23 protein-coding genes are annotated in these 26,755 nt (G+C 72.1%); 8 read left to right on the top strand and 15 right to left on the bottom strand.

Features of this window, described 5'->3' with window-relative positions:
- Positions 1–150 precede the first annotated feature (150 nt).
- From AB0B50_RS23245 to AB0B50_RS23235, 3 genes are all read right to left on the bottom strand, one after another.
- On the bottom strand, positions 151–1,611 hold the full coding sequence (locus AB0B50_RS23245; RefSeq protein WP_362335012.1) for a glutamate synthase subunit beta: 1,461 nt from the start codon (positions 1,609–1,611) through the stop codon (positions 151–153).
- A complete protein-coding gene (gltB, locus tag AB0B50_RS23240; protein WP_362335010.1) occupies positions 1,604–6,172 on the bottom strand; it encodes a glutamate synthase large subunit in 4,569 nt (1,522 codons plus the stop codon). Before gltB ends, AB0B50_RS23245 begins: the two co-directional genes overlap by 8 nt.
- A 307-nt stretch (positions 6,173–6,479) precedes the next feature.
- Entirely contained in the window at positions 6,480–7,211 is a 732-nt protein-coding gene (locus tag AB0B50_RS23235) for a VIT1/CCC1 transporter family protein (RefSeq protein WP_362335007.1), read from the bottom strand.
- Positions 7,212–7,477: 266 nt separating this feature from the next.
- Between AB0B50_RS23235 and AB0B50_RS23230 the strand changes: the two genes are divergently transcribed.
- The 7 genes from AB0B50_RS23230 (at position 7,478) to AB0B50_RS23200 (ending at position 15,321) form a co-directional block, all read left to right on the top strand.
- Positions 7,478–8,437, top strand: a complete 960-nt coding sequence (locus tag AB0B50_RS23230) for an ADP-ribosylglycohydrolase family protein (protein WP_362335004.1) — start codon at positions 7,478–7,480, stop codon at positions 8,435–8,437.
- Positions 8,438–8,667: 230 nt separating this feature from the next.
- Positions 8,668–9,834 carry an ADP-ribosylglycohydrolase family protein gene (locus tag AB0B50_RS23225; RefSeq protein ID WP_362335001.1) on the top strand — a complete coding sequence of 389 codons (1,167 nt, stop codon included), beginning with the start codon at positions 8,668–8,670 and terminating at the stop codon, positions 9,832–9,834.
- Positions 9,818–10,981, top strand: coding sequence for an ADP-ribosylglycohydrolase family protein (locus tag AB0B50_RS23220; RefSeq protein ID WP_362334999.1), 1,164 nt, complete (start codon positions 9,818–9,820; stop codon positions 10,979–10,981). The genes AB0B50_RS23225 and AB0B50_RS23220 overlap by 17 nt, the downstream gene beginning before the upstream one ends.
- Positions 10,978–12,378, top strand: a complete 1,401-nt coding sequence (locus tag AB0B50_RS23215; protein WP_362334996.1) for an ADP-ribosylglycohydrolase family protein — start codon at positions 10,978–10,980, stop codon at positions 12,376–12,378. The genes AB0B50_RS23220 and AB0B50_RS23215 overlap by 4 nt, the downstream gene beginning before the upstream one ends.
- Positions 12,375–13,289: a ribokinase gene (gene rbsK / locus AB0B50_RS23210; RefSeq protein ID WP_362334993.1), complete on the top strand. Its 915-nt coding sequence runs from the start codon at positions 12,375–12,377 to the stop codon at positions 13,287–13,289. Before AB0B50_RS23215 ends, rbsK begins: the two co-directional genes overlap by 4 nt.
- Positions 13,286–14,491, top strand: a complete 1,206-nt coding sequence (locus AB0B50_RS23205) for a CoA transferase (protein ID WP_362334990.1) — start codon at positions 13,286–13,288, stop codon at positions 14,489–14,491. The genes rbsK and AB0B50_RS23205 overlap by 4 nt, the downstream gene beginning before the upstream one ends.
- A complete protein-coding gene (locus tag AB0B50_RS23200; protein WP_362334987.1) occupies positions 14,488–15,321 on the top strand; it encodes a CoA ester lyase in 834 nt (277 codons plus the stop codon). The genes AB0B50_RS23205 and AB0B50_RS23200 overlap by 4 nt, the downstream gene beginning before the upstream one ends.
- A gap of 71 nt (positions 15,322–15,392) precedes the next feature.
- Here AB0B50_RS23200 and lgt read toward each other — a convergent pair whose 3' ends face one another.
- From lgt to hisI, 10 genes are all read right to left on the bottom strand, one after another.
- Positions 15,393–16,361, bottom strand: a complete 969-nt coding sequence (lgt, locus tag AB0B50_RS23195; RefSeq protein ID WP_362334984.1) for a prolipoprotein diacylglyceryl transferase — start codon at positions 16,359–16,361, stop codon at positions 15,393–15,395.
- 85 nt (positions 16,362–16,446) lie between these two features.
- A complete protein-coding gene (locus AB0B50_RS23190) occupies positions 16,447–17,226 on the bottom strand; it encodes a thioredoxin domain-containing protein (protein ID WP_362334981.1) in 780 nt (259 codons plus the stop codon).
- A 63-nt stretch (positions 17,227–17,289) separates the two neighbouring features.
- Positions 17,290–18,105 (bottom strand): tryptophan synthase subunit alpha, encoded by an 816-nt coding sequence (gene trpA, locus AB0B50_RS23185; RefSeq protein ID WP_362334978.1) that lies wholly within the window; start codon positions 18,103–18,105, stop codon positions 17,290–17,292.
- Positions 18,102–19,388, bottom strand: coding sequence for a tryptophan synthase subunit beta (gene trpB, locus AB0B50_RS23180; protein ID WP_362334975.1), 1,287 nt, complete (start codon positions 19,386–19,388; stop codon positions 18,102–18,104). Before trpB ends, trpA begins: the two co-directional genes overlap by 4 nt.
- 308 nt (positions 19,389–19,696) lie before the next feature.
- Positions 19,697–20,506 carry an indole-3-glycerol phosphate synthase TrpC gene (gene trpC / locus AB0B50_RS23175; RefSeq protein ID WP_362334972.1) on the bottom strand — a complete coding sequence of 270 codons (810 nt, stop codon included), beginning with the start codon at positions 20,504–20,506 and terminating at the stop codon, positions 19,697–19,699.
- A 141-nt stretch (positions 20,507–20,647) separates the two neighbouring features.
- The gene (locus AB0B50_RS23170) at positions 20,648–21,073 is read right to left on the bottom strand and encodes a DUF2752 domain-containing protein (protein ID WP_362334970.1); all 426 of its coding nucleotides are present in this window, start codon (positions 21,071–21,073) and stop codon (positions 20,648–20,650) included.
- A gap of 151 nt (positions 21,074–21,224) precedes the next feature.
- Complete coding sequence (locus tag AB0B50_RS23165; RefSeq protein WP_362334967.1) at positions 21,225–21,446, bottom strand: HGxxPAAW family protein; 222 nt, start codon at positions 21,444–21,446, stop codon at positions 21,225–21,227.
- 131 nt (positions 21,447–21,577) lie between these two features.
- Positions 21,578–22,225 carry a TIGR02234 family membrane protein gene (locus AB0B50_RS23160; protein ID WP_362334964.1) on the bottom strand — a complete coding sequence of 216 codons (648 nt, stop codon included), beginning with the start codon at positions 22,223–22,225 and terminating at the stop codon, positions 21,578–21,580.
- A 7-nt stretch (positions 22,226–22,232) separates the two neighbouring features.
- Positions 22,233–23,750: an anthranilate synthase component I gene (locus AB0B50_RS23155; protein ID WP_362334961.1), complete on the bottom strand. Its 1,518-nt coding sequence runs from the start codon at positions 23,748–23,750 to the stop codon at positions 22,233–22,235.
- An 11-nt stretch (positions 23,751–23,761) separates the two neighbouring features.
- Positions 23,762–24,148, bottom strand: a complete 387-nt coding sequence (hisI, locus tag AB0B50_RS23150; protein WP_362334958.1) for a phosphoribosyl-AMP cyclohydrolase — start codon at positions 24,146–24,148, stop codon at positions 23,762–23,764.
- 82 nt (positions 24,149–24,230) lie between these two features.
- Here hisI and AB0B50_RS23145 point away from each other — a divergent pair, with 82 nt between their 5' ends.
- Positions 24,231–24,866, top strand: coding sequence for a TIGR03085 family metal-binding protein (locus AB0B50_RS23145; protein ID WP_362334955.1), 636 nt, complete (start codon positions 24,231–24,233; stop codon positions 24,864–24,866).
- Positions 24,867–24,876: 10 nt separating this feature from the next.
- Here the strand turns inward: AB0B50_RS23145 and AB0B50_RS23140 are convergent, their stop codons facing one another.
- Positions 24,877–26,130, bottom strand: coding sequence for an MFS transporter (locus AB0B50_RS23140; RefSeq protein WP_362334953.1), 1,254 nt, complete (start codon positions 26,128–26,130; stop codon positions 24,877–24,879).
- 10 nt (positions 26,131–26,140) lie between these two features.
- Complete coding sequence (locus AB0B50_RS23135) at positions 26,141–26,740, bottom strand: helix-turn-helix domain-containing protein (RefSeq protein ID WP_362334950.1); 600 nt, start codon at positions 26,738–26,740, stop codon at positions 26,141–26,143.
- Positions 26,741–26,755: the final 15 nt, after the last annotated feature.

Below are 26,755 nucleotides of genomic sequence, written 5' to 3'. Positions count from 1 at the left end.
GACGGCCCCGAACGCCACGGCGCCCGCCTCCGTCCGGTCGGGGACAAAGCGGGCGCCGCGTCAGTTCCGCACTCCGTTGTGCGGGACGTATGAGGGGTCGTACGGACGAGGCCGTACGAGAAGGAACCGTACGGAAAGGAACCGTACGGGCTAGACCGTCAGGGAGCGGTCCGTCGGACGGATCGGGGCCGGAAGATCACTCGCACCGGTGAGGAAGCGGTCCACGCCGCGCGCCGCGGAACGGCCCTCGGCGATCGCCCAGACGATGAGCGACTGGCCGCGGCCGGCGTCACCGGCGACGAAGACACCGGGCACGTTCGTCTGGAATTCGCCGTCGCGCGCGACGTTGCCGCGCTCGTCGAGCTCCAGGGCGAACTGGTCCACCAGTCCGTTCTCGCGGTCCGTGCCGGTGAAGCCCATCGCCAGGGTGACGAGCTGGGCGGGGATCTTCCGCTCGGTGCCCGGCTTCTGGGTCAGCTTGCCGTCGACGAACTCCACCTCGATGAGGTGCAGGGACTGGACGTTGCCGTCCCCGTCGCCCTCGAAGTGCGTGGTCGAGACGGAGTAGACCCGCTCGCCGCCCTCCTCGTGCGCCGAGGTGACCTTGTACAGCATCGGGAAGGTGGGCCACGGCTGGTGCGGGGCGCGGTCCTCGCCCGGCCTCGGCATGATCTCCAGCTGGGTCACGGAGGCCGCGCCCTGGCGGTGCGCGGTGCCCACGCAGTCCGCGCCGGTGTCGCCGCCGCCGATGACGACGACGTGCTTGCCCTCGGCGGAGACGGGCGTGGTGACGTAGTCGCCCTCCTGGACCTTGTTGGCCAGGGGGAGGTACTCCATCGCCTGGTAGACGCCCTTCAACTCCCGCCCGGGGACAGGGAGATCACGGGCGGTCGTGGCACCCGCCGCGATGACCACGGCGTCGTACCGCTTGCGCAGCTTCGCCGCGTCGATGTCGCGGCCTATCTCCACGCCGGTGCGGAACTTGGTGCCCTCCGCGCGCATCTGCTCGATGCGGCGGTTGATGTGCCGCTTCTCCATCTTGAACTCGGGGATGCCGTAGCGGAGCAGGCCGCCGATGCGGTCGGCGCGCTCGTAGACGGCGACCGTGTGGCCCGCCCGGGTCAGCTGCTGGGCCGCGGCGAGGCCCGCCGGGCCCGAGCCGATGACGGCGACGGTCTTGCCGGAGAGCCGCTCGGGCGCCTGCGGCTTGACGTCGTTCGCGTCCCACGCCTTGTCGATGATGGAGACTTCGACGTTCTTGATGGTGACGGCCGGCTGGTTGATGCCGAGCACGCACGCCGCCTCGCACGGGGCCGGGCAGAGCCGTCCCGTGAACTCCGGGAAGTTGTTCGTGGCGTGCAGCCGCTCGGACGCGGCCTGCCAGTCCTCGCGGTAGGCGTAGTCGTTCCACTCCGGGATCAGGTTCCCCAGCGGACAGCCGTTGTGGCAGAAGGGGATGCCGCAGTCCATGCAGCGCGAGGCCTGCTTGGAGATGATCGGGAGGAGAGAACCGGGAACGTAGACCTCGTTCCAGTCCTGGACGCGCTCGCCGACCGGGCGGGTCTGCGCGACCTCACGGCCGTGGTTCAGAAAGCCCTTGGGATCAGCCATTGGTCGCCGCCTCCATCATCTTCTCGGTGATCTCGGTCTCGGAGAGACCGGCTCGCTCGGCGGCGTCCTTGGCGGCGAGCACTGCCTTGTACGTGCTGGGGATGATCCTGCTGAAGCGCTCCACGGCGGTGTCCCACTCCGCGAGCAGCTTCTCGGCGACGGTCGAGCCCGTCTCCTCCTGGTGGCGGCGCACGGCGTCGTGCAGCCACTGCTTGTCGGTCTCGTCGAGAGGCTCGACGGCCGCCAGGTTTCCGGCGTTGACGTTGTCGAGGTCGAGGTCGATCACGTACGCGATGCCGCCCGACATACCGGCCGCGAAGTTGCGGCCCGTCTCGCCGAGGACCACCGCGTGACCACCGGTCATGTACTCGCAGCCGTGGTCGCCCACACCCTCGGAGACCACCGTCGCGCCGGAGTTGCGGACGCAGAAGCGCTCGCCGGTGCGGCCGCGCAGGAACAGCTCGCCGCCGGTCGCGCCGTACGCGATGGTGTTGCCCGCGATCGTCGAGTACTCGGCGAGGTGGTCGGCGCCCCGGTCGGGACGGACCACGATGCGGCCGCCCGAAAGGCCCTTGCCCACGTAGTCGTTGGCGTCGCCCTCCAGGCGCAGGGTGACACCGCGCGGCACGAAGGCGCCGAACGACTGGCCCGCCGAGCCCGTGAAGGTGATGTCGATGGTGTCGTCGGGCAGGCCCGCGCCACCGAACTTCTTCGTCACCTCGTGGCCGAGCATCGTGCCGACCGTGCGGTTGATGTTGCGGATGGCGACCTGCGCGCGCACGGGCTGGGCGTCGTTCGCGCTGGACGCGGCGAGCGCGTCGGCGGAGAGCCTGATCAGCTCGTTGTCGAGCGCCTTCGCCAGACCGTGGTCCTGAACCGTGATCTGGTGGCGCACGGCACCGGACGGCAGGTCGGGCACGTGGAAGAGCGGCTCCAGGTCCAGGCCTTGCGCCTTCCAGTGGCTGACGGCCCGCGTGGTGTCGAGCAGCTCGGCGTGGCCGACGGCCTCCTCGATGGAGCGGAAGCCGAGCTCGGCGAGGATCTCGCGGACCTCCTCGGCGATGAACTCGAAGAAGTTCACGACGAATTCGGGCTTGCCGGAGAAGCGACTCCGCAGGGCCGGGTTCTGCGTGGCGATGCCGACCGGGCAGGTGTCCAGGTGGCAGACGCGCATCATCACGCAGCCGGAGACGACGAGCGGCGCGGTCGCGAAACCGAACTCCTCGGCGCCGAGCAGCGCGGCGACGATGACGTCACGGCCGGTCTTCAGCTGGCCGTCGGTCTGCACGACGATGCGGTCGCGCAGACCGTTGAGCAGCAGGGTCTGCTGGGTCTCGGCGAGGCCGAGCTCCCAGGGGCCGCCGGCGTGCTTGAGCGACGTGAGGGGCGAGGCACCCGTACCGCCGTCGTGGCCCGAGATGAGCACCACGTCCGCGTGCGCCTTGGAGACACCCGCGGCGACCGTGCCGACGCCGACCTCGGAGACCAGCTTCACGTGGATGCGGGCCGTCGGGTTGGCGTTCTTGAGGTCGTGGATCAGCTGGGCCAGGTCCTCGATCGAGTAGATGTCGTGGTGCGGCGGCGGCGAGATCAGGCCGACCCCCGGCGTCGAGTGACGCGTCTTGGCGACCCACGGGTACACCTTGTGGCCGGGCAGCTGGCCGCCCTCGCCGGGCTTGGCGCCCTGCGCCATCTTGATCTGGATGTCGTCGGCGTTGACGAGGTACTCGCTCGTCACGCCGAAGCGGCCGGACGCGACCTGCTTGATCGAGGAACGCCGCGCCGGGTCGTACAGACGCTCCGGGTCCTCGCCGCCCTCACCGGTGTTGGACTTGCCGCCCAGCTGGTTCATGGCGATGGCGAGGGTCTCGTGCGCCTCGCGGGAGATCGAGCCGTACGACATGGCGCCGGTCGAGAACCGCTTGACGATCTCGGAGGCCGGCTCGACCTCGTCGACGGAGATCGACGGGCGGCCGGACTTGAAGCCGAAGAGTCCGCGCAGCGTCATCAGGCGCTCGGACTGCTCGTTCACACGGTCCGTGTACTGCTTGAAGATGTCGTACCGGCGGTTGCGCGTCGCGTGCTGGAGGCGGAAGACCGTCTCCGGGTCGAACAGGTGCGGCTCGCCCTCGCGGCGCCACTGGTACTCGCCGCCGATATCCAGGGCGCGGTGCGCGGAGGGAACGCCGGAGGCCGGGTAGGCCTTGGCGTGCCGGGCGGCGACCTCCTGGGCGATGACGTCGAGACCGGCGCCGCCGATCTTCGTCGTCGTCCCCGCGAAGTACCGCTCCACGAAGGACTGCTCGAGGCCGATGGCCTCGAAGACCTGGGCGCCGCGGTAGGAGGCGACGGTCGAGATGCCCATCTTGGACATGACCTTCAGGACGCCCTTGCCGAGGGCGTAGATGAGATTCCGGATGGCCTGCTCGGCCTCGATGCCCGGGAGGAACGTTCCGGCCCGGACGAGGTCCTCGACGGACTCCATCGCGAGGTAAGGGTTGACGGCCGCGGCGCCGTAGCCGATGAGGAGGGCCACGTGGTGGACCTCGCGGACGTCGCCCGCCTCGACGAGCAGGCCCACCTCGGTGCGCTGCTTGGTGCGGATGAGGTGGTGGTGGACGGCCGCGGTGAGCAGCAGCGAGGGAATCGGCGCGTGCTCGGCGTCGGAGTGCCGGTCGGAGAGCACGATGAGGCGGGCGCCGGCCTCGATGGCGGCGTCGGTCTCGGCGCAGATCTCGTCGATGCGGTCGGCGAGCGCGTCGCCGCCCCCGCCGACCCGGTAGAGGCCGGAGAGCGTCGCGGCCTTCATGCCGGGCATGTCGCCGTCGGCGTTGATGTGGATGAGCTTGGCCAGCTCGTCGTTGTCGATCACCGGGAAGGGCAGGGTGACGCTGCGACAGGACGCGGCACTCGGGTCGAGCAGATTGCCCTGCGGGCCCAGCGAGGAGTGCAGCGAGGTGACGAGCTCCTCGCGGATGGCGTCCAGCGGCGGGTTGGTGACCTGCGCGAAGAGCTGGGTGAAGTAGTCGAAGATCAGCCGCGGGCGCTCGGAGAGGGCCGCGATCGGGGTGTCCGTGCCCATGGAGCCGAGCGGCTCGCCGCCCGTCTTGGCCATCGGCGCGAGGATGATGCGCAGCTCTTCCTCGGTGTAGCCGAAAGTCTGCTGGCGGCGCGTGACGGAGGCGTGCGTGTGCACGATGTGCTCGCGCTCGGGCAGGTCGGAGAGCTCGATCTCGCCGGCTTCCAGCCACTCCTGGTACGGGTTCTCGGCGGCGAGGGCGGCCTTGATCTCGTCGTCCTCGACGATGCGGTGCTCGGCGGTGTCGACGAGGAACATCCGGCCCGGCTGCAGCCGGCCCTTGCGGACGACCTTCGCGGGGTCGATGTCGAGGACGCCGACCTCGGAGCCGAGGACGACGAGGCCGTCGTCGGTGACCCAGTAGCGCCCGGGGCGCAGACCGTTGCGGTCGAGGACGGCGCCGACCTGCGTGCCGTCGGTGAAGGTGACGCACGCCGGGCCGTCCCAGGGCTCCATCATCGTGGAGTGGAACTGGTAGAAGGCGCGTCGTGCCGGGTCCATGGAAGCGTGGTTCTCCCAGGCCTCCGGGATCATCATCAGCACGGAGTGCGGCAGCGAACGCCCGCCCAGGTGCAGGAGTTCGAGCACCTCGTCGAAGGACGCGGAGTCGGAGGCGTCCGGCGTACAGATCGGGAAGATCCGGTCGAGCTTCTCCTGGCCGAAGAGGTCCGAGGCGAGCTGCGACTCACGGGCCCGCATCCAGTTGCGGTTGCCCTTGACGGTGTTGATCTCGCCGTTGTGCGCCACGAAGCGGTACGGGTGCGCCAGCGGCCAGCTCGGGAACGTGTTCGTCGAGAAGCGGGAGTGCACGAGCGCGACGGCCGTGGCGAAGCGGCGGTCGGACAGGTCCGGGAAGAAGGGCTCCAGCTGTCCGGTGGTCAGCATGCCCTTGTAGACGATCGTGCGGGCGGAGAGCGAGGGGAAGTACGTCCCGGCCTCGCGCTCGGCGCGCTTGCGCAGCACGAACGCCTTGCGGTCGAGGTCAAGGCCCTTGGTGTCGCCGTCGGCGACGAAGATCTGCCGGAAGACGGGCATCGTCGAGCGGGCCGTGGCACCGAGCAGCTCGGGGGCGACGGGCACGTCGCGCCAGCCGAGGACGGTCAGGCCCTCCTCCGAGGCAATCGTCTCGATCTGTGAGACAGCGGCGTCGGTGGTGCCTGCGGTGTCGACGGGCAGGAAGGCGATGCCGACCGCGTAGGCGCCGGCCTCGGGCAGCTCGAATCCGGCCTCCTCGCGCAGGAAGGCGTCCGGGACCTGGAGCAGGATTCCGGCGCCGTCGCCGGAGTCGGGCTCCGAGCCCGTGGCCCCGCGGTGCTCGAGGTTGCGCAGTACCGTCAGCGCCTGTTCGACCAGCTCATGGCTGGCAACACCGGTGAGGGTGGCCACGAACCCGACACCGCAGGCGTCGTGTTCGTTACGGGGGTCGTACATCCCCTGGGGGGCGGGGCGACCGTCCATGGGCGACCAGGCGTGGGTACGCATCGGCACTCCCGTCGTCGTCGTGGCATATGCAGAAGGCGAGGGACGACGTTGGCCCTGGCGAAATTTCGTGCAGGTTACATGATGGAACGCTTCTCGAAAAGCGGATACGTCATTCCACCATGTGGACACCGCTCGGGGAGGTGGAGAGCGGTTCGAAGGGACCTTTGCGGACAGATCGATGGCCGAAGGCCCAAAGCGACACAGGCCTCATTGCCCGCAGCGCTTACGGCTCATGCCCGGTGGTTAAGGAATCGAAACCGCCGAGTAACGGCTACTTATGCAAGATCCCGCATAGGCCTGCAGCGGCTCATCCTACGGCGGTACCGAACAGGCTGCCCAGGGCGTACGTCACACCCGCCGCCGCACCGCCGAGCACGAGCTGCCGCAGACCGCTGAACCACCAGGACCTCGCGGTCACCTTGGCCACCACCGCGCCGCAGGCGAAGAGCCCGACGAGCGCGAGCAGCAGCGCGGGCCACAGCACGGTGGCACCGAGCAGATACGGCAGTACGGGGAGCAGGGCACCCAGCGCGAACGAGCCGAAGGACGACACCGCGGCGACGGTCGGCGAGGGCAGGTCGCCCGGGTCGATGCCGAGCTCCTCGCGGGCGTGGATCTCCAGGGCCTGCTCGGGGTCCTGGGACAGCTGCCGGGCGACCTCGCGGGCCAGCTCGGGCTCGACGCCGCGCGACACATAGAGGGCGGCTAGCTCCCGCTCCTCGTCCTTCGGATGCTTGCGCAACTCGCGCCGCTCGACGTCCAGTTCGGCCTGCACCAGCTCGCGCTGCGAGGCCACCGAGGTGTACTCGCCCGCGGCCATCGAGAAGGCGCCGGCGGCCAGACCCACCAGACCGGTGACGACGATGGTCTGCTGCGAGGCGGCGCCGCCCGCGACGCCGGTCATCAGCGCCAGGTTGGAGACGAGTCCGTCCATCGCCCCGAAGACGGCAGGACGCAGCCAGCCACCGTTCACGTCACGGTGGGTGTGATTGTCGCGGTGCGCCTCGTGCAGTGCCGCTTCGGTCTCGATGATCGCCATGGTGGTGAGCCCCCTCAATGTGCTTGGACGACCTCGAAAGTACGCGCGAAAAAAATCTCCCGCCAGCAAGGAAGGCCGTACTTACCTGCGAAAACGTGGGTTCCGGCGACGGGTTTCCGGCCCTGCCCGAGGGGCGCCGAAGGGTCGCCTCGGAGGTACCGAAGGGGGGAATCGGGGGTGCCGGGGCAGGGCATCGGAGGTGCCGAAGGGGTGACGTGGGCCCCCGGATGCTCGCGCGCGGGACGCCGCGTGGCAGGTATACAGACGTGAGCGACCTCCAGGAAAGGGCGCGCGGCGCACTCCTCGGCCTCGCCGTCGGCGACGCCCTCGGTGCGCCCGCGGAGAACATGAAACCGTCCGAGATCCGGGCCCGTTGGGGGCGGATCACCGGATACGTAGCCGAGCACCCGGCCGGTACGGACGACACGGAGTACGCGATCTTCTCGGGCCTGCTGCTCGCGCGGCACGGCTCGGCGCTGACCGTCGGGCACGTCGAACGGGCCTGGCACCAGTGGATCGCGGACCTGGACGAAGGGCCCTTCCGGGGCGCGGGCTTCAGCGAGCGCGGCACGCTGGAGAACCTCCGGCGCGGTCTCACCGCCCCCATCTCGGCCCAGCACCGGCACGCCTGGAGCGACGGCCTGGCGATGCGGGCCGCCCCCTTCGGGGTCTTCGCCTCGGGTCAACCCGCCGAAGCCGCACGGCTCGTGGCGATCGACGGCTCCGTGAGCCATGACGGCGAGGGCATCTACGGCGGGCAGGCGGTCGCGGCGGGCGTCGCGGCGGCGATGGCGGGCGAACCGGTGCGGTCGGTGGTGGAAGCGGCCCTCTCCGTCATCCCCGAGGACTGCTGGACGTCCCGCTCGCTGCGGCGCGCGGTGGCGGTCGCCCACCTCGGCGAACGCGCGGTGCGCTCCGCCGTGGTGATCGGCGGCTACCCCTGGACGGACCTCGCGCCGGAGGCGGTGGGCCTGGCCTTCGGGGCGTACGCGGCGGCGCGCGGCGACTTCTCCGCGGCGGTGCTGACCGCCGTCAACATGGGCCGTGACGCGGACACCACGGCGGCGGTGGCCGGCGCGCTCTCCGGCGCCGCGTGCGGCGCCTCGGCGATCCCCCAGCCCTGGTCCACCGCGATCGGCCCGGCGCGGGGCAGCTGCCTTCCCTCGATGCGGGGGCATCACGTACTGGATGTCGCGGAGCTGCTGATCCCTGACGGGGAGGCGTAGTGACCGAGGAAAACCCCGCCGCTCCGCGGCGGATCTCTCCCACCCACCCACCCGTTTACCCGGCAGCGAGAACCGGGAGCGACCCGGCCTCCCCTGCCGTGGACAGCCCTTCCGCCCTCGCCAGGAACGCCCCAGCCGCTCCCGCTGCGGGCAGGCGTTCCGCACGGCGAGGGGAGTCCTCCCTGCTCGAGCGAAGCCGAGAGCTCGGGGGAGAGTGGGCACAGCCCACGGTGCCGGGTGCCGACCCACGAGGCCTCCGCCAAGGCGATGCCTGCGCCCCGCGCCTGGAGGGCCTCCTCCTGGGCCTCGCCGCAGGCGACGCCGCAGGCTGGCCCGCGGCCAGGCACAGGGCCGCCCGCATGCCCGAGTGGACCCGAAGACTCACCCGCGAACTCGACACCTTCGCCGAGCAGAACGCCACCACCACCCTCCCCGTCCCCATCGCCCTGAACCAGCCCCCCGAGCCCCTGCGACTCGGCCCCTCCGACGACGCCGAGTGGGCGGCGTTCACCGCCGAGTCCCTCCTCCACGCGGCAACCGGCGCCCTCGCCCCCCGCGCCGCCCTGGACCACGCCTGGTCCACCCTCGCCGCCGAGGTCGCCGCCGCCTCGGCCCGCGCCCCGGAAGTCGAATCCGCGGTCCTCCCCCTCCGCGCCCGCATCTCCGTCCGCGCCGGCCTCGGCAACCTCGCCGCAGGCCTGCGCCCACCGGCCACCGGCCACGACAACCCCCACTACTTCGACGACGCCGCTTGCGTACGCGCCTGCGTACTCGCCTGCGTCCACCCCGGCGCCCCCGAACAGGCCGCCGCCCTCGCGGAGTTCGACGCCCGCTACACCCAGGACGGCGACGGCGTGCACGGCGCCCGCGCCATGGCCGCCGCGACGGCCACCGCCCTCGGCGGCGCCGACGTCGACACCGCGGTGGACGCCGCCCTCGCCCAACTCCCCGAGCACACGGAGATCGGCCGCAACGCCCGGCACGCCGTCAAGCTCGCCCGCGCCGCCCACCCGAACGACGGCGCCTTCGCCCTCGTACCGCTCCTGGAGCACCAGATCGTCGACCACGTCTACAGCTACGGCATCGCCGCGGCCGAGACCGTCCCCGTCGCCCTCGCCCTGACCACCGCCGCCCGCGGCCGCATCGGCGAGGCCGTGCCCGCCGCCGCGTGCCTGTCCCGCGTCGCCGACTCCGCCCCCGCCCTCGCCGGTGCGCTGACCGGCACGCTCGGCACCTCGGCCGCGCTCCCCGAAGCCTGGCGCGACGCCTGCCGCACCCTCTCCGGCTGCGCGCTCCCCCGCCTCGCGGGCACCGACCTGGTGGAACTCGCCGGACACCTGGCAGCCGCGGAACTGGCCGCCCCAGGTGGACAATCCCGACATGAAGCCCACAACTAGCACGATCGGCCTGGCCGACCGCATCACCGGCAGCCTCGTCGGAGCCGCGGTCGGCGACGCGCTCGGCGGCCCCGTCGAGGGCTACGCCCCCGAGCAGATCGCGGAGCGCCACGGCGGTCGCGTACGCGGCATCGTCGGCCCCTGGAACGGCGACCGGTGGCGCACCGCCCGCCCCATCGCGCCGTACCACAAGGGCGACGGGCACGTCACCGACGACACCTTGATGACGCACGCGCTCGTACGCGTCTACACCACCGCCCGCGACCATCTCGACGCCTACTCCGTCGCCGAGCACCTGGTCCCCGACTTGATGACGACGCCGCGCTGGATCCCGGAGCTGGAGGCCGACGCACTCCCCCTCCAGCGGATCTTCCTCGCCGAGAAGTGGCTCGTCGCCCGCCTCCACTACGGCCACGTCGACCCGCGCGAGGCCGGCAACGGCAACATCGTCAACTGCGGTGCGGCGATGTACATGGCGCCGGTCGGCCTGGTCAACGCGGCCAACCCGGCGGGCGCGTACGCCGAGGCCCTCGACATCGCGGGCGCCCACCAGTCCTCGTACGGCCGCGAGGCCGCGGGCGTCTTCGCGGCGGCGGTCGCGGCGGCCTGCGCGCCGGGCGCCACGGCGGACTCGGTGGTCGAGACGTGCCTGGCCCTCGCGAAGGACGGCACACGCGCCGCGATCGAGGCGGTAGCCGAAGTGGCCGCGGGGCACCGGGACTTCGAGACGGCGCTTGCCCCGATCCGCGCCGCCGTCGCCCCCTTCGACACCGTCGGCCCCGACTACCGCGCCCCGTCCCTCGGCGCCCGCCGCCCCTCCCGGCTGCACGCCATCGAGGAGTTCCCCGTCGCCCTCGGCATGCTCCTGGTCGGCGAGGCCGACTACCGCCGCACGGTCCTCGGCTCGGTCAACTACGGCCGCGACTGCGACTCCATCGCCACGATGAGCGGCGCGATCGTGGGCGCGCTGCACGGCGAGTCGGCGATCCCCGCCGACTGGACGAAGCGGGTCGCCGAGGCCAGCCGCCTGGACCTGCACGCCCCCGCGGCGGCGCTCACGGAGGTCACCGAGGAGATCCACACCCGCGACATCGAGCGCCGCAGGTCCCACGAGTCGGCCTTCGCGACCCTGACGGCGACCCCGTGATCCGCCTGACCTGGGTCCAACCGGAAGACCTGATCGGCCACGAACTCAACCAGTCGGAACAGGAGGGCCGCGATGTCTCGACGGCCCGCTCCCGCTGGCTATCAGCAGGCGGCCACCTCCCCCCGCCAACAGCAGGCGCGTCCCCGACCCCGACAGCACCTCACCTGCGGACGTTGGCAGAACAACTCCTGACCGAACTCTCACAGCCGTCCCCGTCGCGGGCAGGCGTTCCCCACGACGACCCCCCGCCCCAGCCCCTCCCGTCGGGGAAGGGTGGGCACAACCCCCACTGCCGAGCACCGGTCAACAAGGCGCCCGCCCCGCCCGACCTGCAGAACCGCCTCCACTCCGCCTGGCTGGGCAGAGCCGCGGGCTGCCTCCTGGGCAAGCCGGTGGAAAAACTCCCCCTCACCGGCATCCGAAGCCTCGCGAAAGCAACAGGAAACTGGCCCCTGCACACCTGGTTCACGGAGCGAGGCCTCCCGCCCGCCCTCAAAGCCACGTACCCCTGGAACCGCCGCTCGGCGACAACCTCCCTCGCCGAGAACATCGACGGCATGCCCGAGGACGACGACCTCAACTACCCCCTCCTGAACCTCGTCCTCCTCCAACGCCACGGGAAGACCTTCACCACCACGGACGTGGCAAGGCTCTGGCTCGACGAACTCCCCGCGGGCCGCACCTTCACCGCGGAACGCATCGCCTACCGCAACCTCCTCCACGGCATCGAACCCCCGCACACCGCCACCCACCACAACCCCTTCCGCGAATGGATCGGCGCCCTGATCCGCGCCGACGTCCACGGCTGGACCAACCCCGGCGCCCCCGAGGCCGCCGCCGAACAGGCCCACAGGGACGCCGCCCTCACCCACACCGCGAACGGCGTCCACGGCGCGATGTTCACCGCGGCCACGATCGCGCAGGCCGCGACGGGCCACGCGGACGTCCACCACTGCCTCCGCACCGGCCTCGCCACCGTCCCCGAGGACTCCCGCCTGGCCCGAGCCATCCGCGATGCCATCCAACTCGCTCGCACCACAAGGGACTTCGACGACGTCGTGGACACCCTCCACGCCACGTACGCCGCGACCCACCACTGGGTCCACGTCATCCCCAACGCCGCCCTCACCGCCGCCGCCCTCACCCACGCCGACGGCGACTTCACCGGCTCCATCACCCGCGCCGTCTCCGGCGGCTGGGACACCGACTCGAACGGCGCGACCGCAGGATCGATCGCGGGCCTGCTCGCAGGCCACCCCGACGCGCTCCCCGACCGCTGGACGGCACCCCTCAAGAACCGACTCGCCACCTCCATCGGCGACTTCAACGGCATCGGCTTCGACACCCTCGCAGACATCACCACCGAACTCACCGCCCGGGAGGCGCACCGCCCATGACCCCCACCCCCCACATCGCCGTCCTCGGCAGCGCGAACATGGACCTCGTCGCGTACGTCGCCAAGGCCCCGGAGCGCGGAGAGACCGTGACGGGGCGCGAGTTCCGCACGGTCCCCGGCGGCAAGGGCGCCAACCAGGCCGTCGCGGCGGCCCGCGCGGGCGCCACCGTCTCGATGATCGGCGCGGTCGGCACCGACGCGTTCGGCACCGGGCTCCGCACCGCCCTGGACCACTCCGGCGTCGACACGGACCTCCTGCGCACCGTCGAGACGCCCACCGGCACCGCGCACATCGTCGTCGACGACGAGGGCGGCAACGCGATCGTCGTCATCCCCGGCGCCAACGGCACCGTCACCGCCCTGGCCCCCGGCGACGAGGGCCTGATCGCCTCCGCCGACGTCCTGCTGCTCCAGCTGGAGGTGCCCGTCGAGGGGGTGCTCGCCGCCGCGCAGGCCGCCCGCCGCCACGGCGTGCGCACCGTCCTGACCCCCGCCCCGGCACAGCCCCTGCCGCCCGAACTCCTCGCCGCCGTCGACCTGTTGCTGCCCAACGAACACGAGGCGGCCGCCCTCACGGGCATCGCCGACGACCCGCACGCCGCGGCCAGGGCACTGCTCTCCCAGGTCCCCGAGGTCGTCATCACGCTCGGCTCGCGCGGCAGTCTGTACGCGGCGCGCGGCGCCGAACCGGTCACGGTCGAGGCCGAGCGGGTCACGGCGGTGGACACGACGGGCGCGGGCGACACCTTCGCGGGCACCCTCGCCGTGGCGCTCGCCGAGGGCAACTCCGTGCCGGACGCGCTGACGTGGGCCTCCTCGGCGGCCGCACTCTCCGTGCAGCGCCCGGGGGCTTCGGCGTCGATGCCGTACCGCAAGGAGATCGACGCCCAGGCGAACGGCACCCCCTCATGACACCGCTCCCGGCCACGACGCCGCCCCTCGCCGGCCTCCGCGTCCTCGACCTCGCCACCCTCTTCGCGGGCCCCCTCGCCGCCACGATGCTCGGCGACTTCGGCGCGGAGGTCATCAAGGTCGAGCACCCCACACGCCCCGACCCCTCCCGCGGCCACGGCCCGTCGAAGGACGGCGTCGGCCTGTGGTGGAAGCTGCTCGGCCGCAACAAGCGCACGATCACCCTCGACCTGTCCACGCCCGGCGGCCGCGACACCCTCCTGCGCCTGGCCGCCACCGCCGACGTGATCGTCGAGAACTTCCGCCCCGGCACCCTGGAGAGGTGGGACCTGGGCTGGGCGGAACTGCACGCCGCCAACCCCCGCCTGGTCCTGGCCCGCGTCACCGGCTTCGGCCAGTTCGGCCCCTACGCCCGCCGCCCCGGCTTCGGCACGCTCGCCGAGGCGATGAGCGGCTTCGCCGCGATCACCGGCGATCCCGAAGGGCCCCCGACCCTGCCCCCGTTCGGCCTCGCCGACTCGATCGCGGGGCTTGCGACGGCGTACGCGGTGATGACGGCGCTCGCGGCCCGCGACCGCACGGGCGAGGGCCAGGTGGTGGACATGGCGATCATCGAGCCGATCCTCACGGTCCTCGGCCCCCAGCCGCTCTGGTACGACCAGTTGGGCCATGTACAGCCCCGCACCGGCAACCGCTCCACCAACAACGCGCCCCGCAACACCTACCGCACGGCGGACGGGACGTGGGTCGCCGTCTCCACCTCCGCCCAGTCGATCGCGGAACGCGTGATGCGCCTGGTCGGCCGCCCCGAGCTGATCGGCGAGCCCTGGTTCGGCTCGGGCGCGGACCGGGCCCGTCACGCGGACGTGCTCGACGAGGCGGTCGGCGGCTGGATCGCCCGCCACACCCGCACCGAGGTGATCGAGGCCTTCGAGAAGGCGGAGGCCGCGGTCGCCCCCATCCAGGACGTACGCGACGTCATGACGGACCCCCAGTACGCGGCCCTGGACACGGTCACCACGGTCGACGACCCGGAACTCGGCCCGCTGCGCATGCAGAACGTCCTCTTCCGCCTCTCCGAAACCCCCGGCGCGATCCACTGGGCGGGCCGCCCGCACGGCGCCGACACGGACACGGTCCTGGCCGAACTCGGCCTGACGGAACGGGAGATCACCACCCTGCGCAAGGAGGGCGCCCTGTGACCGCCGCGCTCCCCCTGACCTGGCTGTACGTTCCCGGGGACCGGCCCGACGTGGTCGCCAAGGCCCTCCACGCGGGCGCCGACGTGGTGATCGTCGACCTGGAGGACGCGGTCGCCCCCGACCGCAAGGAGTACGCGCGTTCGGCGACGGCGGAGCTCCTCTCCGAGCCCCAGCCGCAGCCCGTCCACGTCCGCGTCAACGCCCTGGACGGCCCTCTCGCCGAGGCCGACCTGCGCGCCGTCGCCCCGCTCCCCGGCGTCGCGGGCCTGCGCCTGCCCAAGGTCGTCAGCCGCGCGGAGGTCGTCCGGGTCGCCGACCGCACGGCTCTGGCCACCGCCGAGACCCCCGCCCTGCACGCCCTCGTCGAGTCGGCGCTCGGCCTGGAGCACGCCTTCGCCATCGCCACCGCGCACCCGGCCCTGCACGGCATCTCCCTCGGAGAGGCCGACCTCCGCGCCGACCTGGGGGTACGCGAGGAGACGGGCCTCGACTGGGCACGCTCCCGCGTCGTGGTGGCCGCGCGGGCGGCGGGCCTGGCCCCGCCCACGCAGTCGGTCCACCCGGACATCCGCGACCTGGAGGGCCTCACCGCGTCCTGCGCCCGGGGCCGCGCGCTCGGCTTCCTCGGCCGCGCGGCGATCCACCCCCGCCAGCTCCCGGTGATCGAACGGGCCTATCTGCCCACCCCCGAGGAGATCGAGAAGGCCGAGGAGATCACCAAGGCGGCAGCCACGGACGAGGGGGCCCTGGCCCTCCCGGACGGCCGCTTCGTGGACAAGGCGGTGGTGGAGGGGGCGAGGAGGGTCCTGACCCTGGCCGGCAGAGTTTGACCGCCGACAGGTACACGAGAGGGCCACCGGATCAAACGATCCGGCGGCCCTCTCGACGAACGACCAAAGCCTCAGCTCTTCTCGGCGGACTTGGCCTCGTCCTTGGCCTCGTCCTTCGCCTCGCCCTCGGCTTCGCGCTCCCCCTTGTCCAGCTTCACGGAGTCACCGTCCCCGCCGGAGGCATCGGCACCGTCGCCCTCACCCTCGCCGGAGGCATCGGCGACCGCGGCCGGTTCCACGACTTCCTCCCGCCCGGGGCGGATCTTCGCGGACACCACGAGGTACACCACGGCCAGCACGAAGACCACGATCGCGGTCCAGACATTGAGGCGCAGGCCCAGGACATGGTGGGCGTCGTCGACCCGCATGTACTCGATCCAGCCGCGCCCGGCGCAGTACGAGGCGACGTACAGCGCGAACGCCCGCCCGTGCCCGAGCTTGAAGCGGCGGTCGGCCCAGATGACCAGGACGGCGACGCCGATGCACCACAGGGACTCGTACAGGAAGGTCGGGTGGTACGTGCCGGGAACCCGGCCGTCCTCCGCCGACGTGATCTTCAGCGCCCAGGGCAGATCCGTGGGCTTGCCGTACAGCTCCTGGTTGAACCAGTTGCCCCAGCGGCCGATCGCCTGCGCCAGGGCGATGCCGGGGGCCAGCGCGTCGGCCCAGGCCGGCAGCGGAATGCCACGGCGGCGGCAGCCGATCCACGCGCCGACCGCGCCGAGCGCGATCGCGCCCCAGATGCCGAGGCCGCCCTCCCAGATCTTGAAGGCGTCGACCCAGTCACGGCCCTCGCTGAAGTACAGCTGGTAGTCCGTGATCACGTGGTAGAGGCGCCCGCCGACGAGGCCGAACGGCACGGCCCACACGGCGATGTCGGCCACGGTGCCGGACTGGCCCCCGCGGGCGACCCACCGCTTGTTGCCGAGCCAGACGGCCACGAAGACGCCGATGATGATGCAGAACGCGTAGCCGCGGAGCGGAATGGGGCCGAGTTCGACCACACCGCGCGACGGACTGGGAATGAAGGCAAGGTCCATGGCAGGTCCGACGCTACCGTGCCGGGCGGCGGGGACGGCAACCAGCCCGGCTACGGCTCCATAACAGGCGCAACGGCAGCTGCCGCTAGCCCTTGTTCGCCTCCTCCACCATCTTCTTCAGCTTCTGAGGGGTCAGCGGGTTCTTCTGGTCCCCGAAGATGTTCTTGCCGTCGAGCAGCACGGTGGGCGTACCCTGCAGCTTCGCGTCCCGGAAGGCCTTGTCGGACTTGCCGACCCAGCTGTCGTGCTTCCCCTCGTCCACGCACTTCTTGAAGGAGTCCGTGACCAGTCCGTCGACTTCGCCCGCGAGCTCGATGAGCCTGCTGTTCTTGGCGTAGGCGTCGTCCGTCTCCTCGGGCTGGTTCTTGAAGAGCACGTCGTGGTACGGCGGGTACTTGCCGACGTCCTGGGCGCACGCCGCGGCGTTGGCCGCGCGCAGGGAACCCTCGCCGCGGAGGTTGTTGTCGATGAGCGTCGCCAGGTGGTACTCGACCTTCAGCAGGCCCTTGTCGGCCAGTTCGTTGATCGTCGAGCGGTAGGCGTCCTCGAACTGCTTGCAGGCGGGGCAGCGGAAGTCCTCCCAGATGGTGAGGGTCGACTTGGCGCTGTCCTTGCCGAGGGGGATCGAGAGCTGGTCCTTGCCGTTCGCCCCCTTGGGGACGACCACCGGGCCCGATGTGTCGCTCTTGTCGTCCCCGGAGTTGGCGGCGAGCAGGCCCACCACCGCGGCCAGGCCCAGGACGCCCAGCACGGCCGCGCCGACGATCAGCGCCCGGCGCTGCTTGTCGCGGGACTTCTGCCGCTCTCGCTCTTCCGCCAGCCGCTCGCGGGCCGCACGCTTTCCCTCACGGTTCTTCTCGCTCACACCCCGCCAACGAACCGGGGAGGCACGAGCGTGCCTCCCCGGTCCAAGATCCACCCGTATGGGTTACGCCTTGCCGCGTACGCCGTCCGCGAGCTCACCCGCGAGGGCGCGGACGGCGGCGAGCCCCGCCGCCTCGTTGGGGGCGTCGAGCATCCGCTGCACGAAGGCGGAGCCGACGATCACACCGTCGGCGAAGCCCGCGACCTCCGCGGCCTGCCGGGCGTTGGAGACGCCTAGCCCGACACAGACCGGCAGTTCGGTGGTGGCCTTGGTGCGCCGCACCAGCTCCTGCGCCTGCTCGCCCACCGAGGCACGGGTGCCGGTGACACCCATCAGGGAGGCCGCGTACACGAAGCCGGAGCCCGCCGCCGTGATCGTGGCGAGCCGCTCGTCCTTGCTGCTCGGCGCGACGACGAAGACCGTCGCGAGGCCGTGCTTCTCGGCGTGCTCCCGCCACAGCGCCGACTCCTGGACGGGCAGGTCGGGCAGGATGCAGCCCGCGCCGCCCGCCTCGGCGAGCTCGGCGGTGAAGCGCTCGACGCCGTAGCGGTCGATGGGGTTCCAGTACGTCATGACGAGCACCGGCTTGCCGGTCGCCTCGAAGGTCTCGCGGACCGTGCGCATCACGTCACGGATCTTGAGGCCGCCGCGCAGCGCGATGTCGTCGGCGGTCTGGATGACCGGGCCGTCCAGGACCGGGTCGGAGTGGGGCAGGCCCACCTCGACCACGTCGGCGCCGCCGTCGAAGGCGGCCTTGACCGCCTCGATGCCGCCGTCGACGGTCGGGAAACCGGCGGGCAGATAGGCGATGAGGGCGGACCGTCCCTCGGCCTTCGCGGCCGCGAGGGTGTCGCTCAACAGCTGGATGTTGCCGCTCACTTGGCGTCCCCCTCGATCTCCGCACCGGTGGCGGACGCGTCCACCTCGACGGTGGCGTCCGTGTCGTACAGGCCGAAGTAGCGGGCGGCCGTGTCCATGTCCTTGTCGCCGCGCCCGGAGAGGTTGACGACGATCAGGCCGTCCTTGCCGAGCTCCTTGCCGACCTCCAGGGCACCGGCGAGCGCGTGGGCGCTCTCGATGGCCGGGATGATTCCCTCGGTCCTGGAGAGGAGCCGCAGGGCCCGCATCGCCGCGTCGTCGGTGACCGCGCGGTACTCGCCGCGGCCGCTGTCCTTGAGGTAGGCGTGCTCGGGGCCGATGCCGGGGTAGTCGAGTCCGGCCGAGATCGAGTAGGGCTCGGTGATCTGGCCCTCCTCGTCCTGGAGGACGTAACTGCGGGAGCCGTGCAGGATGCCCGGCTCGCCCGCCGTCAGCGTGGCCGCGTGCTCGCCGGTCTCGACGCCGTGCCCGGCGGGCTCGCAGCCGATGAGGCGTACGTCCGCGTCAGGGATGAAGGCGTGGAAGAGGCCGATGGCGTTGGAGCCGCCGCCCACGCAGGCGATCGCGGCGTCGGGCAGCCGTCCGGCGCGCTCCAGGATCTGGCGACGGGCCTCGACGCCGATGACCCGGTGGAAGTCGCGGACCATGGCCGGGAAGGGGTGCGGTCCCGCGACGGTGCCGAAGAGGTAGTGCGTGCGGTCCACGTTGGCGACCCAGTCGCGGAACGCCTCGTTGATGGCGTCCTTGAGGGTGCGGCTGCCGGACTTCACGGCGACGACCTCGGCGCCCAGCATGCGCATCCTGGCCACGTTCAAGGCCTGGCGCTGGGTGTCGATCTCGCCCATGTAGATGGTGCATTCGAGACCGAAGAGCGCGCAGGCGGTGGCCGTGGCGACGCCGTGCTGGCCCGCGCCGGTCTCGGCGATGACGCGGGTCTTGCCCATGCGCTTGGTGAGCAGGGCCTGGCCGAGCACGTTGTTGATCTTGTGCGAGCCGGTGTGGTTCAGGTCCTCGCGCTTGAGGAAGACGCGGGCGCCTCCGGCGTGCTCGGCGAAGCGGGGGACCTCGGTGAGGCTGCTGGGGCGGCCGGTGTAGTTGACCAGGAGGTCGTCGAGCTCGCGGGCGAACTCGGGGTCACTCTTGGCCTTGTCGTACTCGACGGCGACCTCGTCCACGGCGGCGACCAGGGCCTCCGGGATGAACTTGCCGCCGAACGCGCCGAAGTAGCCTTCGGTGCTGGGGACTTGACCCTCCGGGTCCGGGATGAAGAACTCGCTGGGCATGCGGAAACCTCGCTCAGGCTGGCGTTGACGTTTGACATGAGTACGCCCTGACGCCGTAGCTGGTCACGGTTCTGTCGCGACCGCGGCCCGTCTTGGGCTTGTCGCGCAGTTCCCCGCGTCCCTTTCAGGGGCGCTTCAGCTCGCGGCGGCGTCCAGAGCGCCGCCTCGCCATCGCATCCCGGGAATCTGGCCCGGCTCCGAACCGATGTGGTACCGCACGCGCCTGCCCCGTACGCGCCGTGCGGGCGCGCGGCAGCCGCGGGGGCGGCAGCCGGGGGCGAGGCGGGCGGCGATGGACATCGGGAGGGTCAGCTCCGTCCGTGGCGCAGGGCCGGGTGGGCGCCCGCGGCGACGAGGTCGGAGACCGCTGACTTCGGGTCGCGCCCGGTGACCAGGGACTCGCCCACGAGCACCGCGTCGGCGCCCGCGTTGGCGAAGGCGATCAGGTCGTGCGGCCCGCGCACACCGGACTCGGCGATCTTGACGACGCCGTCCGGCAGCTCGGGCGCGATGCGCTCGAAGGTGGAGCGGTCGACCTTGAGGGTCTTGAGGTCACGGTTGTTGACGCCGATGACCCGGGCGCCCGCGTCGACGGCGCGCTCGGCCTCGTCCTCGTCGTGCACCTCGACGATCGGCGTGAGGCCGATCGATTCGGCACGCTCGATGAGGGACTCCAGGGCGGGCTGCTCCAGGGCGGCCACGATCAGCAGCGCGAGGTCGGCGCCGTACGCACGGGCCTCCCACAGCTGGTACGAGGTGACGATGAAGTCCTTGCGGAGCACCGGGATGTCGACCTTGGCCCGGACGGCCTCCAGGTCGGCGAGCGAGCCGCCGAAGCGGCGCTCCTCGGTGAGCACGGAGATGACGGCGGCGCCGCCCGCCTCGTAGTCGGCGGCGAGCCCCGCGGGGTCGGCGATCGCGGCGAGCGCGCCCTTGGAGGGGCTGGAGCGCTTGACCTCGCAGATGACCTTGACGCCGTCGCCGCGCAGGGCGGCCGCGCCGTCCTTGGCCGCGGGAGCCTTGGCCGCACGCTCCTTGAGCTCGTCGAGGCTGACGCGCGCCTGCCGCTCCGCGAGGTCGGCACGGACTCCGTCGATGATCTCGTCGAGCACACTCACGCGAGCGGCCCCCTTCCCTGACGGTTGAAGCTGACGTTCAAGCTGGTCACTGCGATGGTATCCGCAGGAGGGCGAAGGCCCCGCATCCGGTTGACGCCCGTCCCACGACCTGGACATTCACCGGCCCCGTGGCCTGCGGGTTCAAGGGTGCAGCCACGATCCGAACGGCAGGTTGCGTACGAGGGTGAAGATCGCGACCAGGGCGCCGAAACCCCACAGCTGCACCGGGCCCAACTCGATCCGCAGGGGTCGCCCGCGCACCGCCTTGACCACCCATACGGTCCACACCACGGCGAAGACGCCGTACCCGACGACGGCGAGCGCGTTGGCCCCGAGGGCCGTCGCGATGTCGCCGTGGACGAAGGCGTGGGCGCTGCGCAGACCGCCGCAGCCGGGGCAGTAGATGCCGGTGAGGCGAAGGAGCGGGCAGGCCGGGTAGTGACCGGGTTCGTTGGGGTCGACCGCGCCGACGTACGCGAAGGCGCCCGCGACCGCGGCGAGCAGCCCGGCCGGCACGAGCAGGCGGGTCAGGACGGCGGGCGCGGCGCGCTCGGTTTCGGCGGTCACCCGTGCATTCTGCCCCGCTCCGGGGCCCGACGCCCGGTGGATGCGCGAGCCGGGTGCCGCATGCACGCAAAGAGGCGGCCCCGGCTGCTGCCGGACCGCCTCTTCACGTACGACGTGCGACGACGTGCGTACGGCTCGCGTACGACGAAGATCAGCTCTCGGAGCGCGCGACCTGCCGCTGCGGACGCTTGACCTGGCCCAGGCCCGCCATGCGCATGGCGCCGCCCACGAGGCCACCGATCGCGATGATGGCCATGCCGGCCCAGAACCCGGGCACGTTGGCCATCACCATGAAGGCACCCGCGACGCAGAAACCGATGAAGGCGATGATGACACCGGTCCAGGCGGCCGGGGTGTGTCCGTGGCTGGACATGACTTGCTCCTCGTTGGCTGTGTGCGTGGTGGCGGATGGTAAGTCACCGCGCGAGTCGGACGCTCCCGCTCATTGTCCCGTACCCGCGCGTATGCCGTGAGCGCGGGGTCACGCTTCGCGCGTCGCGCCGATCATGTTTCGCGTGTCGGGTCCTCGCCGCGGTCGAGGGCCTTCCACATCTCCTCGGGCCGCTCCGGGTCGGGGGCGCGGCGGGCCTTGCGGGGCCTGGGCGAGCCGTCGCGTTCGTAGCGCCCCGACATAGCGGGCCACGAGCGGCCGTAGGTGAGCGCGAGCAGCCCCGCGAGCAGGAGCAGCACGCCCGCGGCTGCCGCGGCGTACGGCCAGCCGGTGTGGGTCAGGTCGCCGATGGTGGCGGCGGCGTCGCCGGAGGCCGTGGCGGCCTTCTCGTCGAGGGCGTCCCTGTCGCCCGCGCCGAGCAGGGCCGCGGCCACGGTGCCCGCGCCGCTGAGCGCGAGGAGCAGGGAGACCAGGACGCGTCCGGTGCGGCGGACCGCGAAGACGGCGACGAGCGCGGCGAGGCCCACTATCGCGAGGGCCGCGGGCACGCCCGTGACGTCGCCGCCGTTGGCGGTCAGGGGCAGCTTGCCGCCCGCCACCGACACGGTCCCGTGGGCCCAGGCCTGGCGGGACGCGAGCAGTGCGAGGGCCGCGCCCACGGCTCCGAGCAGCAGCGCGGCGGCGATGCTGCGCCTGCTGCCGCGCTGGGTCGGGCTCTCGGACGGGGCCTCGGTACGGGGCGGTGGTACTGCAGAAGTCACCCGTCCACTATCCCTCACGGCCCGAACTGTCGTGCAGGCGGTTCGCCGTGTGGATGGCGCGCAGCACGGCGGCGGCCTTGTTGCGGCACTCGGTGTCCTCGGCGACGGGGTCCGAGTCGGCGACGACCCCGGCCCCGGCCTGCACATACGCCGTGCCGTCGCGGAGCAGGGCGGTGCGGATGGCGATGGCGGTGTCGGAGTCGCCCGCGAAGTCGAGGTACCCGACGCAGCCGCCGTACAGGCCGCGCCGGGACGGCTCCAGCTCGTCGATGATCTGCATCGCGCGCGGCTTGGGTGCGCCGGAGAGGGTGCCCGCGGGGAAGCAGGCGGTGAGCACGTCGAAGGCGGTGCGGTCCTCGGCGACCCGTCCGGTGACCGTCGAGACGATGTGCATGACGTGGGAGTACTTCTCGATGGACATGAAGTCGACGACCTCGACCGAGCCGGGCTCGCAGACCCGGCCCAGGTCGTTGCGGCCGAGGTCGACGAGCATCAGGTGCTCGGCGCGTTCCTTGGGGTCGGCGAGCAGCTCGCCGGCGAGCGCCTGGTCCTCCTGCGGGGTGGTGCCGCGGTGCCGGGTCCCCGCGATGGGGTGGACCATGGCGCGGCCGTCCTCGACCTTGACCAGGGCCTCGGGCGAGGAGCCGACCACGTCGAACCCGTCGAGGCGGAAGAGGTACATGTACGGCGACGGATTGGTGGCCCGCAGCACGCGGTAGACGTCCAACGCGCTTGCCGTGCACGGGGTTTCGAAGCGCTGCGAGGGAACGACCTGGAAGGCCTCGCCGGCCCGGATGCGCTCCTTGATGTCCTCGACGGCCTCCTGGTACTGCTCGCCGCCCCACAGCGCGGTGTACTCGGGGAGCTCGGAGGGCGGGAGCGCGGCCGGGGGCTGGGAGAGGGGCCGGGAGAGGTCGTCCTCCATGGCGTCGAGGCGGGCGACCGCGTCGGCGTAGGCCTCGTCGACGCCGGTGTCGAGGTCGTTGTGGTTGATCGCGTTGGCGATCAGCAGGACCGAGCCGTCCCAGTGGTCGAGGACGGCGAGATCGCTGGTGAGCAGCATGGTCAGCTCGGGCAGCCTCAGGTCGTCCCGCTCCCCCGGGCCGATCTTCTCCAGGCGGCGCACGATGTCGTAGCCGAGATAGCCGACCATGCCGCCGGTGAAGGGCGGCAGCTGGTCGGCGCTGACCACGTCGCGCGGGGTGTGCAGCATCTCGACGGTGGCGCGCAGCGCGGCGAGCGGGTCGCCCGAGGTGGGCACCCCGACGGGCGGGCTGCCGAGCCAGTGGGCCTCGCCGTCGCGAACGGTGAGGGTGGCGGCGCTGCGCACGCCCACGAAGGAGTAGCGGGACCACAAGAACCCGGCGCGGCCGTTCTCCGCGGACTCCAGGAGGAAGGTGCCGGGGCGTTCGGCGGCGAGCTTGCGGTAGAGGCCGACGGGGGTGTCGCCGTCCGCGAGGAGCCTGCGGCTGACGGGGATGACGCGGCGGTCGGCGGCCAGCTTGCGGAAGGTCTCGAGGTCCATGGGAGCCGACCCTACTGACCGGGCGCCGAGGTGCCGGACACGGGCAGCACGTCGGTGTCGAAGCAGGTGCGCGTGCCCGTGTGGCAGGCCGGGCCGACCTGGTCGACCTGGACGAGGACGGTGTCGGCGTCGCAGTCCAGGGCCACTTCCTTGACGTACTGGAAGTGTCCTGAGGTGTCGCCCTTGACCCAGTACTCCTGGCGGCTGCGCGACCAGTAGGTGCAGCGGCCCGTGGTGAGGGTGCGGTGCAGCGCCTCGTCGTCCATCCAGCCGAGCATCAGCACCTCACCGGTGTCGTACTGCTGGGCGATGGCGGGGACGAGGCCGTCGGCGCTGCGCTTGAGGCGCGCGGCGATCTCCGGGTCGAGGCCGCTGCTGGGCGGGGGAACGCTGGTCATGGGCCCATTGTGCCGCGCCCGCCGGGGCCCTCCGGATGCCGTCCACTGTCCGGACGGGGTGGGCGGTCGTAGGCTGGCCGGTATGTCGACCCATGCCAAGCGTGAACGACTTCTCCTCGCCGACCTGTTGGAGGCGCGAGGCCCGGAGGCCCCCACCCTCTGCGAGGGCTGGAAGACCCGTGACCTCGCGGCCCATGTGGTGGTGCGCGAGCGCCGCGCGGACGCCGCGGGCGGAATCCTGATCAAACAGCTCGCGGGGCGTCTGGAGCGGGTGCAGGCCGAGTTCGCCGCGAAGCCGTACGAGGAACTGATCCAGCTGATCAGGACGGGACCGCCGCGCTTCTCGCCCTTCTCGCTCAAGCAGGTCGACGAGATGTCGAACGCCGTCGAGTTCTACGTCCACACCGAGGACGTACGCCGCGCGCAGCCCGACTGGACGCCGCGCGAACTCGACAAGGTCTTCTCGGACACTCTGTGGTCCCGCCTGGAGCGCACGGCCCGTCTGGTGGGCCGCAAGGCTCCGGTGGGCCTGGTGCTGCGCCGCCCGGACGGCCAGACGGCGGTGGCGCACCGGGGCGCGCCGGTGGTGACGGTGACCGGTGAGCCCGCGGAGCTGCTGATGTTCGCGTACGGCAGGCAGGAGGTCGCCGACGTCGAGCTCGACGGCGACAAGGACGCGATCGCGAAGGTGCACGAGACGAAGCAGCTGGGTCTCTGAACCGCCTTGCTCAGCGCGGGAGTTCGGCCTGGCGCAGCGGCCTGGAGCACAGGCCGATGACGCCACCGGCCGCGCAGAGCGCCGCGCTCGCCACGAAGACCGGCTCGATGCCCCAGGTGCCGATCGCGGCGCCCACGACGGGGTAGCTGAGCGGGGCGATGCCCAGGGTGAAGAAGCTGATCACCGCGGTGACGCGGCCCAGGTAGGCGGGGTCGCTGACGGTCTGGGCCAGCGCCCCGCACAGGGCGCCGCACAGCCCGAGCAGCGCCCCGAGGAGCACGGCGGCCACGACCGCGCCCGCCACCGAGGGCACGAAGCCGAGCGCGGCGAGGGCCGCCGTGCCGGGGAAGGCCACCCAGGACAGCACGGCTCCGGCGCGCGGCACCCGGCCGCGCACGGCCAGCAGCAGAGAGGCGAGCCCCGCCCCGACGCCGAACCCGGCGAGGATCCAGCCCTGCCCCGACGCGCCCCAGCCGCGCTCCTCGGCGAGCAGCACGAGCCCGATGTTGGCGGGCCCCGTGAAGCCCAGCTCGCCGACCGCGACCACGATCGTCAGCGGGGCGAGCACGCGGTGGCCGCGGATGTACCGCAGCCCGTCGACCAGTTCACGCCATGCCGACGGGCCCTCCCCCGCCACCGTGTCGTCGCCGGGCAGTTCTCGTACGCGTACGGCGAGCAGCAGCGCGAGCGAGACGGCGAAGAGCACCCCGGCCACCCCGAAGGCCGCGGGCGACCCGCCCGTGGCGACCGCGATCCCGCCCAGCGGGCCGCCCGCCACGGTGGCGACGCGGGCCGCGACCCCGCGCATCCCCTGCACCCGGGCGAGCTGCCCCGGCGCGGTGATGCGCGGCGGCAGGGCCCCGACGCTCGGCATGAACAGCGCATCCACGGCTCCGAAGACCAGGGCCACGAGGGTGAGGAGCCAGATGCCGGGCGTGGCGAGAAGGAGCAGCGCGGCCACGCCCAGGATCACCAGGCACCGCACGGCGTCGCTCCCGATGACGACGCGGCGCGGCCCGAAGCAGTCGGCGAGGACCCCGCCGCCGAGCATGAGCGCGGCCCGCGGCACGGCACCGACGGCGAGGACGAGCCCGGCCTGGGCGGGGCTGCCGCTGCGCGTGGCGGCCCAGGAGAGCGCCACGAAGTAGGCGCTGTCACCGACCATCGACGCGGTGTAGGCGCTGAGCCAGCGCAGGACGTTGCCGTCACGGTGGGCGGGCCGCTCGGTGACGGCGACGGCCGGGGCGGATATGCCGGTGGTCATGGGGCCCGCCCTACAGCGACCGGAAGGGGAACGAGCGCATGTACAGCAGGACGTTCTCGCGCCCCTCCGTCTCCCCTGCTTCTTCGGCGGCCTTGGCCTGCTCCTCGTACTTGCGGACCACGGCGTGCAACTCCTCGGTGAGCGAGGCGAGTTCGGCGGGGTTGAGGCGGGCCAGGAAGTCGGAGTTGTCGGCGGCGGAGCGCCACTTGGGACTCCAGGCCGAGCGGTTGCCGAGCCAGACCTCGAAGAGATCGGTCTGCTGCTCATGGAGGGTGCGGGTCACGGCGGTCAGGGCGGCGGCCTTCTCCGGGGTGTCCTCGAAGTCCTCGGTGTGGAACGACAGCGTCTCCTGCGCCGGCGTCCACCACCGCTCGCGCCCGTCCCCGCGCTGCGCCTGCGGGGCCTCCTCGATCAGGCCGTGCTCGGCGAGCTTGCGCAGGTGGTAGCTGACGAGCGAGACGGCCTCGTCGACCTCTTCGGCGAGCTGTGAGGCGGTGGCGGTGCGCCCGGGGGCGACTTTCAGGGCCCCGTAGAGCCTCAGGCGCAACGGGTGCCCGAAGGCCTTGAGGGTGCCGAGGTCGGTCACGCGGCGACGCTGCCGCTTGCTCATACACCCACCGTAGAT

This window comes from Streptomyces sp. NPDC041068 (assembly GCF_040647455.1).
Taxonomy (GTDB): Bacteria; Actinomycetota; Actinomycetes; order Streptomycetales; family Streptomycetaceae; genus Streptomyces.
The sequence above is the reverse complement of the archived record's forward strand: the minus strand, read 5'-3'. Positions and strand labels throughout refer to the sequence as shown.

Excerpts from the sequence above, each read along its gene's own strand:
- gltB (WP_362335010.1), bottom strand. The coding sequence starts at position 6,172 with ATGCGTACCCACGCCTGGTCGCCCATGGACGGTCGCCCCGCCCCCCAG.
- AB0B50_RS23155 (WP_362334961.1), bottom strand. The coding sequence starts at position 23,750 with ATGGACCTCGAGACCTTCCGCAAGCTGGCCGCCGACCGCCGCGTCATC.
- AB0B50_RS23205 (WP_362334990.1), top strand. The coding sequence starts at position 13,286 with ATGACACCGCTCCCGGCCACGACGCCGCCCCTCGCCGGCCTCCGCGTC.
- AB0B50_RS23245 (WP_362335012.1), bottom strand. The coding sequence starts at position 1,611 with ATGGCTGATCCCAAGGGCTTTCTGAACCACGGCCGTGAGGTCGCGCAG.
- AB0B50_RS23135 (WP_362334950.1), bottom strand. The coding sequence starts at position 26,740 with ATGAGCAAGCGGCAGCGTCGCCGCGTGACCGACCTCGGCACCCTCAAG.
- trpB (WP_362334975.1), bottom strand. The coding sequence starts at position 19,388 with ATGCCCAGCGAGTTCTTCATCCCGGACCCGGAGGGTCAAGTCCCCAGC.
- AB0B50_RS23140 (WP_362334953.1), bottom strand. The coding sequence starts at position 26,130 with ATGACCACCGGCATATCCGCCCCGGCCGTCGCCGTCACCGAGCGGCCC.
- hisI (WP_362334958.1), bottom strand. The coding sequence starts at position 24,148 with ATGACCAGCGTTCCCCCGCCCAGCAGCGGCCTCGACCCGGAGATCGCC.
- AB0B50_RS23145 (WP_362334955.1), top strand. The coding sequence starts at position 24,231 with ATGTCGACCCATGCCAAGCGTGAACGACTTCTCCTCGCCGACCTGTTG.
- AB0B50_RS23165 (WP_362334967.1), bottom strand. The coding sequence starts at position 21,446 with ATGTCCAGCCACGGACACACCCCGGCCGCCTGGACCGGTGTCATCATC.
- lgt (WP_362334984.1), bottom strand. The coding sequence starts at position 16,361 with ATGGACCTTGCCTTCATTCCCAGTCCGTCGCGCGGTGTGGTCGAACTC.
- rbsK (WP_362334993.1), top strand. The coding sequence starts at position 12,375 with ATGACCCCCACCCCCCACATCGCCGTCCTCGGCAGCGCGAACATGGAC.
- AB0B50_RS23220 (WP_362334999.1), top strand. The coding sequence starts at position 9,818 with ATGAAGCCCACAACTAGCACGATCGGCCTGGCCGACCGCATCACCGGC.
- AB0B50_RS23235 (WP_362335007.1), bottom strand. The coding sequence starts at position 7,211 with ATGGCGATCATCGAGACCGAAGCGGCACTGCACGAGGCGCACCGCGAC.